Consider the following 15,056-nt stretch of genomic DNA (forward strand, 5'->3'; position numbering starts at 1 on the left):
ACCTTATTTCTTAGCTTTTCTGTCAATGCCATGACCACGATACGTACGAGTCGGGGCAAATTCACCTAGTTTATGACCAACCATCTGTTCGCTCACAATAACCGGTACATGAGTACGGCCGTTGTGAACAGATAAAGTTAGGCCAACCATTTGTGGCAAAATCATCGAGCGGCGCGACCAAGTCTTAATTGGCTTGCGTGAGTTGGTGTCTAATGCATTCTCAACTTTAGCAAACAAATGCGCGTCTATGAATGGACCTTTTTTCAATGAACGAGGCATGAAATTCTTCCTTTATTTCTTCTTGGCGCGACGGCGGATGATCATGTTGTCAGTACGCTTATTGCTACGCGTTTTAAGTCCTTTAGACTTCTGACCCCAAGGGCTAGTTGGATGGCGACCTTTGTTACGACCTTCACCACCACCATGTGGGTGATCAACCGGGTTCATAGCGACACCACGAACTGAAGGACGAACACCACGCCAACGTGAAGCACCGGCTTTACCAAGTGATTTCAAGTTGTTTTCAGTGTTAGAAACTTCGCCGATAACAGCACGGCAATTCACGTGTACGCGACGAGTTTCGCCAGAACGCAAACGTAGAATAGCATAAATACCGTCACGACCTAACAACTGAACACTAGCACCCGCTGCGCGAGCCATCTGTGCACCTTTACCGATTTTAAGTTCGATATTGTGAATCACAGTACCCAATGGGATGTTTTTCAGTGGTAAACAGTTACCTGGACGGATTGGTGAAGTTTCACCTGACATTACTGTATCACCAACTGCTTGTTTTTTAGCAGCGATGATGTAACGGCGTTCGCCATCAGCGTACTTAAGTAGTGCAATATGCGCAGTACGGTTAGGATCGTATTCAATACGCTCTACCGTAGCTGGGATATTGTCTTTAGTACGTTTGAAATCGATAATACGATAATGTTGCTTATGACCACCGCCAATGTGACGAGTAGTAATGCGGCCATTATTGTTACGACCACCGGTCTTGCTTTTTGATTCTAGAAGCGCTGCAAACGGACGACCTTTATAAAGGTGTGGATGCACTACTTTTTCAACAAAACGACGGCCTGGTGATGTTGGCTTTGCTCTTACGATAGGCATGAGTGTAATCCTTATTCGTTATTCGCTGTTTCACTAGTAGAAGCAGTCGTGTTCGCGACCTCTTCACCAGCATCAGCCATTTGTACATCTTGACCAGCTTTTAAGGTAACATAGGCTTTTTTGTAGTCATTACGACGGCCAATACTTTTACCAAAACGCTTTGTCTTACCTTTAACATTCAAAGTGTTTACTTTTAATACTTCAACACCTTCAAACATCATCTCAACTGCTTTTTTAACTTCAAGCTTAGTAGCCTTAGAGTCAATTTTAAATACCTGCACACCAAGTGAGTCGCCAAGCATTTGAGATTTCTCTGAGAATACAGGTCCTCTTAGGATCTGATAAAGTCTTGCGTTATTCATGCTAGTGCTTCCTCAAATTGTTTCGCAGCTTCAACTGACATGATTACTTTGTCAAAAGCAATCAAGCTCACTGGGTCAACTTCACTTGTATCAAGTACGTTGACATGTGGAATGTTGCGAGCGGCTAAGTATAAGTTTTCGTCAACTTCTTTAGTGACGATCAATGCACGAGGTGCACCAAGCTCATTTAACTTTGCGATCAGCTCTTTGGTCTTAGGACCAGAAACGCTCAACTCTTCTACCAAAATCAGACGCTCTTGGCGAATCAATTCGGCTAGGATGCACTGCATCGCACCGCGATACATCTTACGGTTTACTTTCTGTGACCAATCTTGTGGTTTGGCCGCAAATGCACGTCCGCCCCCACGCCAGATTGGGCTACGAATAGAACCCGCACGAGCGCGACCAGTACCTTTTTGGCGCCATGGCTTAATACCACCGCCAGAAACTTCGGCACGGGTTTTTTGTGCGCGTGTACCTTGGCGAGCACCAGCTAAATAAGCGGTGACGACTTGATGCACTAGTGCTTCGTTGAATTCACGACCAAATGCCGTATCAGAAAGCTCAACCGCAGCACCTGTAACTGTTTTTAAATCCACGTTAATCCCCTTGCTTAGGCTTTGACTGACGGACGTACGATAACATCGCCACCGGTGGCACCTGGGATAGCACCCTTGATGACAAGTAACCCTTTTTCGGCATCAACCGAAATCACTTCTAGGCCTTGAACGGTAACGCGTTTGTTACCCATCTGACCCGCCATCTTTTTGCCTTTGAATACTTTACCTGGTGACTGGTTCTGACCAGTTGAACCATGTGCACGATGAGATACTGAGTTACCATGAGTCGCATCTTGCATACTAAAGTTGTGACGCTTTACAGGACCCTGAAAACCTTTACCTTTACTGTTTCCTGTAACATCAACCATCTGACCTTGTTCGAACAAGTCAGCTAGAATCTCGCCACCAATTTCACGACCTTCAAGATCGCTTTCGTTGGCACGAAATTCCCAAACACCACGACCAGCGGCAACGCCAGCTTTAGCGAAGTGACCTTTTTGAGCTGCTGTTACGCGGCTGTCACGACGAGTACCTGTGGTGACTTGGATGGCTTGATAGCCATCTACATCAGTATTTTTTACTTGAGTAATGCGGTTAGCACTGATCTCAACCACTGTTACAGGGATAGATGCGCCTGCTTCAGTGAAGACACGGGTCATGCCGCATTTTTTACCGACTAAACCGATCGCCATTTTAGACCTCTTTATATCTTATATTAATGGGTTGGGTGTTTATGTGCATTAACCCAAAGCAATTTGAACGTCAACACCCGCCGCTAAATCTAATTTCATTAGCGCATCCACAGTTTTATCAGTAGGCTGAACGATATCAACCATACGCTTATGAGTACGGATTTCGTACTGATCACGAGCGTCTTTGTTTACGTGTGGTGAAGTTAGAACGTTGAAGCGCTCAATGCGAGTCGGCAACGGTACAGGACCACAAACTTGCGCACCGGTGCGCTTTGCAGTATCAACAATCTCTTGTGCAGATTGATCGATCAGACGATGATCAAAAGACTTAAGACGGATACGGATTCTCTGGTTAGCCATGCCAGCAAGCTCCTAATATGTGCTTTTGTCATTCTTGCTTTGCAAAGATATGATCAAAAGCCGTTTGGTTAAATATTTACTTAAAGCTGCCTTCTGTTCTTAACCAGAATGAGTTCTTTATTGGAACTTATAGCCTGCTAAAAGCAAAATAGTTTAAAGCCCCACCAACCCTTCCATTATCGGATGTTAGTAGAGGCATAATGAAATAGTGCTAGAAACGATGCTCTAGCTGTCATAGCGCCAGCTGTTTGATTGGCTGCGCATATATAATTCAGTGGTGTATATTATACATAGTATTTCGTTCATTGCAAGGGCTATATCTATAGCGAATCCAGATATTACGCTTTATAAACAAAGCTATCTATTTCTAATAATTACCTTTATCTATGTTAGTAGTGGAAATCGTATCAATCCAAAACGATGTCGTATTGCTCTTGAGTATAAAGATTTTCTACATCAAAAGTAATGACTCTACCTAATAAATACTCTAGATCTGCGACGGTGTCCGACTCTGAAGTTAGTAACAAGTCAATAACGGCTGCATGCGCCACTACGGTGAACTTTTTTGGAGAATTATAAGTACGGGCACAACGCATAATTTCACGGAATATCTCAAAACAGACCGTCTCGGCAGTTTTTACAAACCCACGACCTTGACAGGTCGAACATGGCTCACAGAGCTGCTGCCCTAGTGACTCACGTGTGCGTTTACGGGTCATCTCTACCAAGCCAAGCTCACTGACTTGCGTAATCTTAGTTTTGGCATAATCTTGCGTAAGCTGTGATTGTAAGCTCTCGAGCACATCATCTTTATGCTGTTGTTCAAGCATATCAATAAAGTCCAAGATGATAATGCCGCCTAGATTTCGTAAACGTAACTGACGGGCAATAGCATGTGTAGCCTCTAGATTGGTTTTATAAACCGTGTCTTCTAAAGAGCGACCACCAACGAAAGACCCTGTATTGACATCTATCGTTGTCATTGCTTCGGTCTGGTCGATAATGAGATAACCACCCGACTTTAGGTCGACACGGCGCTTCAAAGCATCTTTTAAGTCATCTTCGACACGGTGTACATCAAAGAGTGATTGCTCAGCGGTATAGTGTACGATTCGATCATATACAAAAGGAACAAACTCTTTGGCAAAGTATCTGACTTGCTCATAGATTTGCGCATTATCAATGATAACTTTTTCGGTATCAGCATGTACCAAGTCTCGGATCGAGCGCAATGGTAACGCTAGCTCTTGATAAATCAGCTCTGAGCTTTGATGATGATTGATTTCTTGGCGACGGGCACAGATAGTACGCCAAAGCTGCAATAGGTAGTAAATGTCTTCTTCGAGCTTATCAACAGGAACACGTTCAGCAGCAGTGCGAGCAATCAATCCGCCTTTTAGGTTGACCGTCTGCATCAAGCTAGTCAGCTCAGTCTTTAGACGAGTACGTTCCTCTTCACCATCGATGCGCTGAGATATACCGATATGTTCACTTGATGGCAGATAAACCAAGTAGCGTGACGGTAGTGATACATTGGTGGTTAAACGAGCGCCTTTGCTGCCCAATTGATCTTTTGTCACCTGTACTAAGATACGTTGGCTTTCGTGCAAACGATGCTGAATGAGTGTTTTAGAAGTCGGTATGACTTCCGTATTCTGAGTGTTGACTATCGGTAGTGTGACGTCCAAGTCATCAGTAGCACTTTCTATCGCGCCATTGGTTTGATTTTTGGCAGTGTCAGTCGTTTTCTTTACTGCACGAGGCTCACGCTGCATATCATTGACATGTAAGAATGCTGTGCGCGACTGCCCGATATCAACGAATGCTGCCTGCATTCCAGGTAGGACACGTACGACTGTACCTAGGTAAATGTTACCCACCAACCCCAGTTTATGATGACGTTCAATATAAATCTCGCCCAAGATGCCGTTGTCTAGTACTGCGACACGGGACTCCATTGGACTAATATTAATCAGCAGCTCTTCGGACATAATGTTTTCTCTTATCTCTCAGCTTTCTTGTTAGACGTTCATCGCCTATTATCTTTATAGTGTAACAAATGCGGCTTGCTCTCGCCCATTACTCTCACGTGTCATTATGTGCAGAGAGTTGACGACTGATTTCTCGCTAATAAACCCTCTCTACATAGATTTATCTTATCTATTTAATCGAGATTCGCATCGGTAAGCGTTTTAATTAATGCCAGCGTTTGCGAAAGCGGTAAACCAACAACATTGGTATAGCTGCCATTGATACTGCTGACCCATGCCGCACCCAAGCCTTGAATACCATAACCACCTGCTTTATCAGCAGGCTCACCACTATCCCAATAGTTACTCATCATCTGTGGTGTCAGCGGGATAAAGCTCACTTCTGTACGTTCAGTGATTTTCTGCTGCTTGATAATCTGGAAAGTTGGATTATGCGTTGATACATCGTGCTCTGATGTTGTGGGCAACAGCTGTATGTGAGTTGCTTGAACCGCGGTCCATACTTCATGAACACTATCAGACATTTGCTGCCACATACTATAAGCGTGCTCGCGATCGATTGGTTTAACCAAAACCGTTTTACCGTCTGGCAGTACACCAATGGTGTCAGACGTTAAGATGAGAATCTGCTTAGCAAGGTCACTCTTAGTTGCATTGCCCGTCTCATTTAGCTTTTGTATCGCAGCCTCAGCTTTGGTGACGACCATGCGCTCGATATAGTCTTTTGGCGATTCGTTATCATATTGCGTTTCATCAATATCCACGCTCAAGATACTAAAATCCAGTTGCGCTCTTTCTAATAGCTCACGACGACGCGGCGAACCAGATGCTAAAACGATATCCATCGCAACTCTCTTTATATAAATTCATGTGTATTGAATACTAAAAAATTTTATTAATAGGCGTGTCAGAATCGGCCTGAACAATCGCTATCGCTCTATGAGTTATGAACGAGCATCATTATTCATAGGTATTATTGTTCATAAGCACTGTTGCTCATAAACGTAGTGATTAACGCGCAAACTTACGTAGAGCGAATAAAACCAGAGGCCAGCTCAGGATGCTCATTAATAATGATAGGGTGGCTTGAGCGACAAAAACATTTTGGATGAACATCTGTAGCATCCACAAGTTCAATTGAAAAATGATCAATCCAAAACTGGCTACTAGCCATGCACTAGCGGTGTTCATTTGTCTGATATATACACTGGTAATTTTGATAAAGAGAGCGACTACTACTGCGGCAAAGGCCTGCTCTCCCAAGTGGGTATCCATCAGTAGATCAGCAATAATACCGATGGTAAATGCCGTAAAGATGCCAACATAGCGCGGTTGAAACAACAACCAAAAAATCAGCACCATAATCATGACCATAGGACGCAGCGTGGCCATACTAGGGCTCAATGGATATACATTAAGTGAGGAAGCAACGACAAAGCTTAGAATAATCGTAACAATGAGTACTACCGTTGCATTCTCAGAATCAGGATACGACATGAGTACTTACCTTAGCGGGTGTTAGCGGCGGCTATTAGAGCATAGCTAGGCATTAATGGGATGAACACTGTGATTGAGAATATACCAATAAATAGGCTATTCGGCGACTATCAACGCATTGTTCGCTAAATGATGCTTATCTAGCGCTCATCGAGAACAATATCATTGCTGTTGGCTCGTTTGTCTTGCAGAATGAGAACATACGCATTGTCAATAAAGTTAGCTGCTGGCGTGACTTCTATGCTTCTAAAGTTGTCCGCTTGTCCATCTTTGACATGAGCAACACGGCCGACACGGTAACCCGCTGGAATACGACCACCGAGCCCTGACGAAACCAACTCATCCCCCACACGCACGTCTGAGGTTTTGAATACGTAATCGAGGCTCAATGACGTTGGTATCCCTTTCCCTGTAACGATAGCACGTTGACCTGTGCGCTTGACAGTAACGGCAACCGATTGCTGTTCGTCAGTAATCAATAGCAAACGACTGGTATTAGGATAAACGTTAATAATTTGCCCTAAGATACCTTTTTCATCAATGACCGTTTGTCCAACTTGCACACCATCTTGTGCGCCTTTATTAAGCATCACAATTTGTCTGAGCAAATTGGTATCTGTACCGATAACTTGTGCGAGAGTGAGATCAAACTGTTCAGGCTCAGTAGTCGACAGAATACCTTGCAGGCGCGCATTTTGTGCCAAGATATAGTCTTGCTGCTGGAGCTTGGCTTGCGCGTGTATCAATTGAGACTTTAGCTGTATGTTTTCGCGGCGTAGGGCTTCTTTAGATTGCAAGCTTCCACTCACCCAATGCTTGGCGTAGCTCGGTAATAACGATAACTCATAAATAGGCTGCATAGCGGCATGGCTAGTATTACGTATTGGTTTAAACCAGTCTGAGTTTTTGCTATCAAACCACATCAACACTAAGGCTACTATCAATACGATGGCAGTCTTGCGAAGTGCTAATGGCTGGCGCGCAAAAATACTTGGAATCATAAGTCGTCTAACTCAGAGGTTATAAAATAAGCGGTAGCCAGTACGGAATTCTAGCATTGAATAATGTGATTAAAGGTAGCGCAGCGGGCTACCTTTAATTTTATATCTTTATAACCTGTTACTTCATTTTAACAATAACTAAGCACTGTGTACTATCAAAAACGATAGAACTTAGTTAATACGTTTTACACAAAAATCATGTTTAAACTTTTGTTGTTGATAAAGTCAAGAGCGATACCACCGCCGCGGCTGACACAAGTCAGTGGATCTTCGGCAACTGTTACAGGCAGACCTGTTTCTCTTGAAATTAATTTGTCTAAATCACGTAATAAAGCGCCGCCACCCGTCAATACAATACCGCGCTCTGCGATATCCGATGACAGCTCAGGTGGTGTTTGCTCAAGCGCTGCTTTTACTGCGCTAACGATACCACTCAATGGATCACTTAGTGCTTTCTGTACTTCTTCTGAATTGACTGTGAACGTTTTTGGCACGCCTTCTGCCATGCTACGACCACGCACTTCTACTTCTAACTGGCCTTCTTCGTTCAGTGCAGAGCCAACTTCTTTTTTGATACGCTCAGCGGTCGTCTCACCAATGACACAACCGTGCGTACGGCGTACATGGGTAATGATTGCTTCATCAAAAATATCGCCACCGATACGGATAGACTCAGCGTAGACGCAGCCAGATAGAGCGATAACAGCAATCTCAGTCGTGCCGCCACCGATATCAACGACCATAGAACCACTGGCTTCGTGAACTGGCATACCCGCACCAATCGCTGCCGCCATTGGCTCTTCTAGCAACAATACTTTGCTAGCGCCTGCTGATGATACTGCCTCACGAATCGCTTTACGCTCAACTAGGGTAGACTTACAAGGCACACAAACGACCACATTAGGCTGTGCCATAAAACGCTTGGCTTTTACCTTCATGATAAAATGCTTGAGCATCTTTTGGGTCACTTCAAAGTCAGCAATCACGCCGTCTTTTAGTGGGCGAATCGCCGTGATATTGGAAGGTGTACGACCAAGCATCTGCTTGGCATCGATACCAACAGCAGCAACAGTAGGGTTTTGCGTACGATTACTTCGTAGCGCCACTACCGTAGGCTCGTCAAGTACGACACCTTTATTAGGAATAAAAATGAGGGTGTTCGCAGTACCGAGGTCGATAGCGATATTATTTGATAAAAATCCAAACAGGTTCATGACTAATATATCCAGCGTCTTACGAATGAGGCGAATGAGATTGACTGAGGTGTTACTCGTCAGTGTTGAGCAGGTCGTCATTAGACATTACCTGAAGCGAAAGCTGAACATCGCAACAAGCCAAACCTAAGCAATAATGATGAAATGAAAAAATCGAGCTAAATTATACCTATTTAGCTCAAAAAAAACACAGGTATTTGCATCAATAAGTAAGGAATTTAGTCTTAAACGTTAAAAGTTGTTTCAAAGTTTGAAATAGCAGTCTCTATCGCTCAAATCTAATGAAACACCATTTAATTCAATAACTAACAAGGGTTCTACAGGCAGATGAGGTTTTGCTTAATAGCACAAGTGCATACTGTAACGTATTTCAGAACATAATGGGGAAGCAATTGGAAATCAACCGTGAATTATTCAGTCAATTTTGCAAATCACTTGCTCTTGGTTGATATTGTGCATCAATCAAGCGTCATGCTCTGTAAACTTAGGTCAGATGCTTTATAATAACGTAACTCTATATCAGATTTTATCTTAGTACCTGTTCAGTATCTAATCTATTATTTAAATCTAACTAGTACCCAAATCTAACAAAAACTGTCCTTCACTGGAGAAACTATGTCACAGCAGCCAACAACGTCTGACAGCAACGTCAGTCGTGAAGAAATACTAGAAGTTGCCAGCCTTGCGCGTTTAGGTGTCGATGAGACTACGGCCGATAACTATGCCGACGACATCAGTAAAGTACTAAAGCTTATGCATACGCTTGCTAACGTAGATACCACTGATATCAAACCATTATCGAACATCCATGAAGCCTGCCAAGAGCTGCGTGTCGATGTTGCCAAACACGATATCAACCGCGAACGCAATCAATCGGTCGCGCCAGCCATTGAAGACGGTTTGTATTTGGTACCACAAGTGATTGAGTAAGCGGTCGGTTATTTCTCTTCCTTTATTTCATTCGATTTTATGTTATTAACATTTTGACGGACGACACCTTATGTCTGAACTTCATTTATTAAGTACCCAGCAGCTTATTACGGGCTTACAAGACAAACAATTTAGTAGCCTTGAGCTGACAGAACACTATATCAAGCGTATCGATGCGCTAGACAGCAAAATTAACAGCTTTATCACTCACACCTCTGAGACAGCACGCGCACAAGCAAAAGCGGCAGACGAGATGCGTGCACAAGGCGATCAGCGTCCACTACTCGGCGTCCCTATGGCACACAAAGACATCTTTTGTACCCAAGGCGTATTGACGACTTGTGGCTCAAAGATGCTGCATAACTTTGTGTCGCCTTATGATGCTACTATCGTCTCGAATATCGACAAAGCAGGCATGATTAGCTTGGGCAAGCTCAATATGGATGAGTTTGCGATGGGCTCAGACAACAGCAGCTCATACTACGGTACAGTACAAAACCCTTGGAATCTAGAGCGTGTCCCTGGTGGCTCATCAGGTGGTAGTGCTGCCGCTGTTGCCGCTGGTTTCGTCCCTGTCGCCACAGGTAGTGACACTGGTGGCTCTATTCGTCAGCCAGCCTCATTCTGTGGACTAACAGGCATCAAGCCTACTTATGGCCGCGTATCACGCTTCGGTATGATTGCTTATGCTTCAAGTTTGGATCAAGCTGGCAGCATGGGACGCAGCGCTAAAGATTGCGCCTACCTACTACAGCCAATGATTGGTCACGATCCACGCGATGCAACTTCTATCAAATATGACATGCCTGACTATGTACAAGACATCAATGATGCAGAAGCCTCTGCTGGTGACAAACCATTTGCTGGCTTGCGTATTGGCGTGGCTAAAGAATACTTCGGTACAGGACTTGATAGCGAAGTTGAACAAGCAGCACGTGCCGCTCTGAAGAAATATGAAGAGCTGGGTGCAACGATCGTAGAAGTGAACATCACTGATCCTGAAATCACGCTTGCCACTTACTACATGCTAGCCCCTGCCGAAGCATCATCGAACCTATCTCGCTTCGATGGCGTACGTTTCGGCTATCGCTGTGAAAACCCAACGGATCTGATCGATCTATACACGCGCTCACGCTCTGAAGGCTTTGGGCCTGAAGTACAGCGCCGTATCTTGACCGGTACTTATGCACTATCGGCAGGCTACTTTGATGCTTACTATACCAAAGCACAGAAAATCCGCCGCTTAATCGTTAAAGACTTCGATGAAGCATTTGCGAGCTGTGATGTGATTGCCAGTCCAACCGCACCAACCGCTGCTTACAAGCTCAGTGATAATCTCGACCCTGCGACCATGTACTTAGGCGATGTTTATACCATCGCGGTCAACTTAGCGGGTTTGCCTGCGCTTAGCCAACCAGTCGGTTTGACCTCAGACGGTCTACCAATTGGATTGCAATTAATCGGTAAGCATTGGCAAGAGAGTCAACTGCTCACGACCGCGCATCTGTTCCAGCAGCATACGGATCATCATCTACAGCACTCTGCCATCGCAAAGGAGACGGTATAATGAATACAGCAACTACTACTGATAACAATGCCGTCCGCGAGCACGCCGTGCGTAAAGAGCTATTCGTTGATGGCTATGAAGTCGTCATCGGCATCGAGATTCATTGCCAGTTGAACACGGAAAGTAAGATATTCTCAAGCGCGCCGACTGACTTCGGTCACGAGCCAAACAGCCAAGCCAGCATCGTCGATTTGGGCTTGCCTGGTGTGTTGCCAGTTCTAAATGCTGGTGTGGTCGATCGTGCCTTAAAATTCGGTATCGGCGTCAACGCTGAGTTAGGTCTATTTAATACGTTTGACCGTAAAAACTACTTCTATCCAGATTTGCCGAAAGGCTATCAAATCACCCAGATGGCCAATCCTATCGTGGGTGAAGGCTACATCGATGTCGTGGTCAATGAAGGGGATAAGAACGAATATCCTAAACGTATGGGTATCACTCGCGCGCATTTGGAAGAAGACGCTGGTAAATCTGTCCATGATGCCGTCGATGGTATGACTGGCGTCGATCTCAACCGTGCTGGTACGCCACTAATTGAAATCGTCTCTGAGCCTGATATGCGCTCGGCTCACGAAGCACTTGCCTACATCAAAGCGATTCATCAGTTGGTCACTTGGCTAGGTATCTCAGACGCTATCATGGCAGAAGGCTCATTCCGCTGTGATTGTAACGTCTCTGTGCGCAGACCAGGTGATGAGCTTGGTACGCGTACCGAGCTAAAGAACTTGAACTCGTTCCGCTTTATCGAGCGCGCTATTAACCGTGAAATCGAGCGTCAAATCGATATCTTAGAGGATGGTGGCAAAGTCGTTCAAGCGACGATGCTGTATGATCCAGAGCGCGACGAAACTCGTGTGATGCGTACCAAAGAAGATGCCAACGACTATCGCTATTTCCCTGATCCTGATCTGCTACCTGTCCGTATCGAGCAGCATACGGTTGATTCGATTAAAGCTGCCATGCCTGAGCTACCTGTAGCCCGTCGTGCGCGCTTTGAAGAAGCGCTTGGTCTATCAGAATATGATGCTCGCATCCTGACTGGCAGCCGTCAAATTGCTGATTACTTCGAAGATGTGGTCGCAGAAGTGGGTCAAGCAGACGCCAAAATGGCTGGCAACTGGGTCATGGGCGACTTGCTAGGCGCGCTAAACAAAGACGACAAAGACATCGTCGACTCCCCTATCAGCGCCAAGCAATTGGCAGGTATGCTAAAACGTATCAAAGACGACACGCTATCTGGCAAACTGGCTAAGAAAGTCTTTAGTGCTCTATACGAGCGTGAAGGCGGCGATACAGATGATGCAGCCGATAAGATCATCGAAGAAAAAGGCCTCAAGCAAGAAACCGACACTGGCGCTATCAAAGCCATCGTTGAAGAAGTCATCGCTAAGAATCAAGCGATGGTTGATGAGTATCGTGGCGGTAAAGAAAAAGCCTTTAACGGTCTGGTCGGTCAAGTCATGAAAGCCAGTCGCGGTAGTGCCAACCCGCAACAAGTAAACCAAATCCTAAAAGAGCTTTTGGGTTAACTTTGTGATAAGAGCACGTTGCTTGTACTTTTACATGAAAAATTACTATTCATCAATAAAAGTACAAGTAACTTATAAGAGGGATTCTCTTACTATGCTTGCAATGAATTTAGATTAGCATTTTGATTTATACATTCTAGGTGTTTCATAAGCTTTTTAAATATTTCTACATACGTAGCTTTAGGGAAATTTTAAATGATCAATAAGTATAGCTTGAGCAAGAATGTTACGTCTATACAATGTCTAGATTCCTTGAATTCGCAAGAAAATATGGTCGTTCAATATTTTAATTCTGCTTTGTTTGATAAAGATGCGGCAGAATTAAATATTATTATTGCAAATGAATTTGATGTGCGTTTGACTTTAAATGAAGGCGAATCTACCTCTGATTTATTACAGCGCGCTAGAGAAGTTATGTCTCAAATAGTAGAGATGGATTTAGAGGCAAACGAAAATCAGCAAAATACGATTGAAAAGTATCAGCCGTACATATATGAAGTCGAAATTAATTTGCAAGACGATGAAGTTAATCTAGAGTATGTTTCAAGCGTTGTTAATACCGCTTGGGGCATGTTCTTTAGACGTACAAAAGAAGGCAAGTGGCTTTTTGACAATATAGGTTAGTGGGTTATTTGTACAACAATTAATCCTTGCAATATGCATAATTTTGCGTAAAATAGTCAGTCACTCGGGGCGTAGCGCAGTCTGGTAGCGCACTACACTGGGGGTGTAGTGGTCGCAGGTTCAAATCCTGCCGTTCCGACCAAACATAGATATAGGGCAGACCGTCATTGACCGTCTGCCCTTTATTTTGGGCGTTTTTTGGGTTTTACTACTTTATAGGTGTATGGCGTTCCATATAGAATGTTGGTATTATTGTTGGTATCGAGCAGTACCAACACAAACAATACCAACAGAGGATAAGTCCATGCCTTTAACCCATACAGGTATAAACAAGCTTTCACCTAGCCCCACCTCTATAGAGACAAAGCGACCTGATAAGCATAGCGATGGTAACGGGCTGCAATTATGGATTAGATATACGGGCGTTAAGTCATGGATCAGCGCCTATCGCTGGCAAGGTAAACAGCAAACCCTCACTATCGGCACTTATCCAATAATGAGCCTTCAAAATGCACGGCAACGTAATATCGAGATCAAAAGGTTATTGGCTGATGGTATCAATCCAAAAGAGGATAAAAAAAAGACACAAGCTAATAGTGACGGCTCAAAAGCATTCGATACCCTAGCACAGCGCTGGCATGATGACCGTAAAGCCCACATAGCCCCTAATACCTATAACCGTGATTACTCACAGTATCAGCGTGATATTAAGCCCGTTATTGGTCATATGAATATAGAAGACATTACCGCGCCTGATGTATTAGCCATAGGCAAAGCAGTAGAAGCGAGGGGTGCAACTGACATGGCAAGGCGTGCAATACGTCAAACGGGGCAAATATTCAAACAAGCTATACGTGAGGGGTTGATTGATCATAACCCAGCCAATGATTTAACCGAAGCCCTAAAACCCCATAAAGTTAAGCATCATAGTCGTATCACTAGCCAGCAATTACCAAAACTACTACAAGACATTGAGGCTTATGGCGGTGACCTACTGGTCAAGCTGGGTTTTTGGGTGATGTGCTATACATTTGTGAGAACGCAAGAACTGCGCCTGATGGAGTGGAGTGAGATTGACCACAAAGCCAAAATATGGCGCATACCAGCCGAAAAAATGAAAATGGATAGACCTCACTTAGTACCACTAGCACCGCAAGTTATAACAATATTAAAACAGATCAAGGAGCTAGGATTTTCGGATAAATATGTATTTTTTAACCCCTCGAATTATAAGCCATATAGTACTAACGCTTTTATAACCGCTCTATGGCGTATGGGTTATAAAGGGCGTATGACAGGGCATGGTTTCCGTGGACTTGCCAGCACTACCCTACATGAACAAGAATACATGCACGAAGCCATAGAGTTACAGCTAGCACATGAAAAAGAGAACAAGATTAGTAAAGCATACAATGGAGCGCAACACCTACCCTATAGAACCAAGATGATGAATGAATGGGCAAACTATATTGATGATGCCTATGCTGGCAAAACTGACAATTTGATAGTGATGCCAAAGGCTCAAGATACAGGCACTGCTTAAAATACACGTAGAAGCTACTTTCAATCTATCTATAAATATAGTCAAACGTTGACTATTTAAACTTGTT

16 protein-coding genes and 1 tRNA gene are annotated in these 15,056 nt (G+C 44.1%); 6 read left to right on the forward strand and 11 right to left on the reverse strand.

The features are described from left to right. Positions 1-3 precede the first annotated feature (3 nt). From rpsS to I6E84_RS10490, 11 genes are all read right to left on the reverse strand, one after another. On the reverse strand, positions 4-279 hold the full coding sequence (rpsS, locus tag I6E84_RS10440; protein WP_021813372.1) for a 30S ribosomal protein S19: 276 nt from the start codon (positions 277-279) through the stop codon (positions 4-6). Between the two features lie 12 nt (positions 280-291). Continuing rightward, positions 292-1,119: a 50S ribosomal protein L2 gene (gene rplB, locus I6E84_RS10445; RefSeq protein ID WP_110923943.1), complete on the reverse strand. Its 828-nt coding sequence runs from the start codon at positions 1,117-1,119 to the stop codon at positions 292-294. A gap of 11 nt (positions 1,120-1,130) precedes the next feature. After that, on the reverse strand, positions 1,131-1,481 hold the full coding sequence (rplW, locus tag I6E84_RS10450; protein WP_011279789.1) for a 50S ribosomal protein L23: 351 nt from the start codon (positions 1,479-1,481) through the stop codon (positions 1,131-1,133). Next, entirely contained in the window at positions 1,478-2,080 is a 603-nt protein-coding gene (gene rplD, locus I6E84_RS10455; protein ID WP_110923942.1) for a 50S ribosomal protein L4, read from the reverse strand. Before rplD ends, rplW begins: the two co-directional genes overlap by 4 nt. A 14-nt stretch (positions 2,081-2,094) precedes the next feature. Then, positions 2,095-2,733, reverse strand: coding sequence for a 50S ribosomal protein L3 (gene rplC, locus I6E84_RS10460; protein WP_110923941.1), 639 nt, complete (start codon positions 2,731-2,733; stop codon positions 2,095-2,097). Between the two features lie 48 nt (positions 2,734-2,781). After that, on the reverse strand, positions 2,782-3,093 hold the full coding sequence (rpsJ, locus tag I6E84_RS10465) for a 30S ribosomal protein S10 (RefSeq protein ID WP_010196670.1): 312 nt from the start codon (positions 3,091-3,093) through the stop codon (positions 2,782-2,784). Positions 3,094-3,500: 407 nt separating this feature from the next. Further along, on the reverse strand, positions 3,501-5,084 hold the full coding sequence (gene rng / locus I6E84_RS10470; protein ID WP_197217888.1) for a ribonuclease G: 1,584 nt from the start codon (positions 5,082-5,084) through the stop codon (positions 3,501-3,503). A 173-nt stretch (positions 5,085-5,257) separates the two neighbouring features. Next, complete coding sequence (locus I6E84_RS10475; RefSeq protein WP_197217889.1) at positions 5,258-5,929, reverse strand: Maf family protein; 672 nt, start codon at positions 5,927-5,929, stop codon at positions 5,258-5,260. Between the two features lie 166 nt (positions 5,930-6,095). Beyond that, positions 6,096-6,581, reverse strand: coding sequence for a rod shape-determining protein MreD (gene mreD / locus I6E84_RS10480; RefSeq protein ID WP_197217890.1), 486 nt, complete (start codon positions 6,579-6,581; stop codon positions 6,096-6,098). 140 nt (positions 6,582-6,721) lie between these two features. Beyond that, the gene (mreC, locus tag I6E84_RS10485; protein ID WP_197217891.1) at positions 6,722-7,582 is read right to left on the reverse strand and encodes a rod shape-determining protein MreC; all 861 of its coding nucleotides are present in this window, start codon (positions 7,580-7,582) and stop codon (positions 6,722-6,724) included. Between the two features lie 185 nt (positions 7,583-7,767). Next, a complete protein-coding gene (locus I6E84_RS10490) occupies positions 7,768-8,796 on the reverse strand; it encodes a rod shape-determining protein MreB (RefSeq protein WP_110923995.1) in 1,029 nt (342 codons plus the stop codon). 615 nt (positions 8,797-9,411) lie between these two features. Here I6E84_RS10490 and gatC point away from each other — a divergent pair. The 6 genes from gatC (at position 9,412) to I6E84_RS10520 (ending at position 14,989) form a co-directional block, all read left to right on the forward strand. Beyond that, a complete protein-coding gene (gene gatC / locus I6E84_RS10495) occupies positions 9,412-9,726 on the forward strand; it encodes an Asp-tRNA(Asn)/Glu-tRNA(Gln) amidotransferase subunit GatC (RefSeq protein WP_197217892.1) in 315 nt (104 codons plus the stop codon). Between the two features lie 70 nt (positions 9,727-9,796). Further along, positions 9,797-11,293 carry an Asp-tRNA(Asn)/Glu-tRNA(Gln) amidotransferase subunit GatA gene (gene gatA / locus I6E84_RS10500; RefSeq protein WP_197217893.1) on the forward strand — a complete coding sequence of 499 codons (1,497 nt, stop codon included), beginning with the start codon at positions 9,797-9,799 and terminating at the stop codon, positions 11,291-11,293. After that, positions 11,293-12,822 carry an Asp-tRNA(Asn)/Glu-tRNA(Gln) amidotransferase subunit GatB gene (gene gatB, locus I6E84_RS10505; protein WP_197217894.1) on the forward strand — a complete coding sequence of 510 codons (1,530 nt, stop codon included), beginning with the start codon at positions 11,293-11,295 and terminating at the stop codon, positions 12,820-12,822. The genes gatA and gatB overlap by 1 nt, the downstream gene beginning before the upstream one ends. 252 nt (positions 12,823-13,074) lie before the next feature. Beyond that, positions 13,075-13,446, forward strand: a complete 372-nt coding sequence (locus tag I6E84_RS10510; RefSeq protein ID WP_197217895.1) for a hypothetical protein — start codon at positions 13,075-13,077, stop codon at positions 13,444-13,446. 65 nt (positions 13,447-13,511) lie between these two features. Further along, a tRNA-Pro gene (locus tag I6E84_RS10515) sits at positions 13,512-13,588 on the forward strand. A 162-nt stretch (positions 13,589-13,750) separates the two neighbouring features. Then, the gene (locus tag I6E84_RS10520) at positions 13,751-14,989 is read left to right on the forward strand and encodes a tyrosine-type recombinase/integrase (RefSeq protein WP_197217897.1); all 1,239 of its coding nucleotides are present in this window, start codon (positions 13,751-13,753) and stop codon (positions 14,987-14,989) included. The last annotated feature ends 67 nt before the right edge of the window (positions 14,990-15,056 follow it).

The organism is Psychrobacter sp. SCQQ22 (assembly GCF_015864605.1).
In the GTDB taxonomy this organism is placed as follows: Bacteria; Pseudomonadota; Gammaproteobacteria; order Pseudomonadales; family Moraxellaceae; genus Psychrobacter; species Psychrobacter fozii.

Coding starts and splice junctions, on each gene's coding strand:
- rpsS (WP_021813372.1), bottom strand. CDS start 279: ATGCCTCGTTCATTGAAAAAAGGTCCATTCATAGACGCGCATTTGTTT.
- rplB (WP_110923943.1), bottom strand. CDS start 1,119: ATGCCTATCGTAAGAGCAAAGCCAACATCACCAGGCCGTCGTTTTGTT.
- rplW (WP_011279789.1), bottom strand. CDS start 1,481: ATGAATAACGCAAGACTTTATCAGATCCTAAGAGGACCTGTATTCTCA.
- rplC (WP_110923941.1), bottom strand. CDS start 2,733: ATGGCGATCGGTTTAGTCGGTAAAAAATGCGGCATGACCCGTGTCTTC.
- rpsJ (WP_010196670.1), bottom strand. CDS start 3,093: ATGGCTAACCAGAGAATCCGTATCCGTCTTAAGTCTTTTGATCATCGT.
- rng (WP_197217888.1), bottom strand. CDS start 5,084: ATGTCCGAAGAGCTGCTGATTAATATTAGTCCAATGGAGTCCCGTGTC.
- I6E84_RS10475 (WP_197217889.1), bottom strand. CDS start 5,929: ATGGATATCGTTTTAGCATCTGGTTCGCCGCGTCGTCGTGAGCTATTA.
- mreD (WP_197217890.1), bottom strand. CDS start 6,581: ATGTCGTATCCTGATTCTGAGAATGCAACGGTAGTACTCATTGTTACG.
- mreC (WP_197217891.1), bottom strand. CDS start 7,582: ATGATTCCAAGTATTTTTGCGCGCCAGCCATTAGCACTTCGCAAGACT.
- I6E84_RS10490 (WP_110923995.1), bottom strand. CDS start 8,796: ATGAACCTGTTTGGATTTTTATCAAATAATATCGCTATCGACCTCGGT.
- gatC (WP_197217892.1), top strand. CDS start 9,412: ATGTCACAGCAGCCAACAACGTCTGACAGCAACGTCAGTCGTGAAGAA.
- gatA (WP_197217893.1), top strand. CDS start 9,797: ATGTCTGAACTTCATTTATTAAGTACCCAGCAGCTTATTACGGGCTTA.
- gatB (WP_197217894.1), top strand. CDS start 11,293: ATGAATACAGCAACTACTACTGATAACAATGCCGTCCGCGAGCACGCC.
- I6E84_RS10520 (WP_197217897.1), top strand. CDS start 13,751: ATGCCTTTAACCCATACAGGTATAAACAAGCTTTCACCTAGCCCCACC.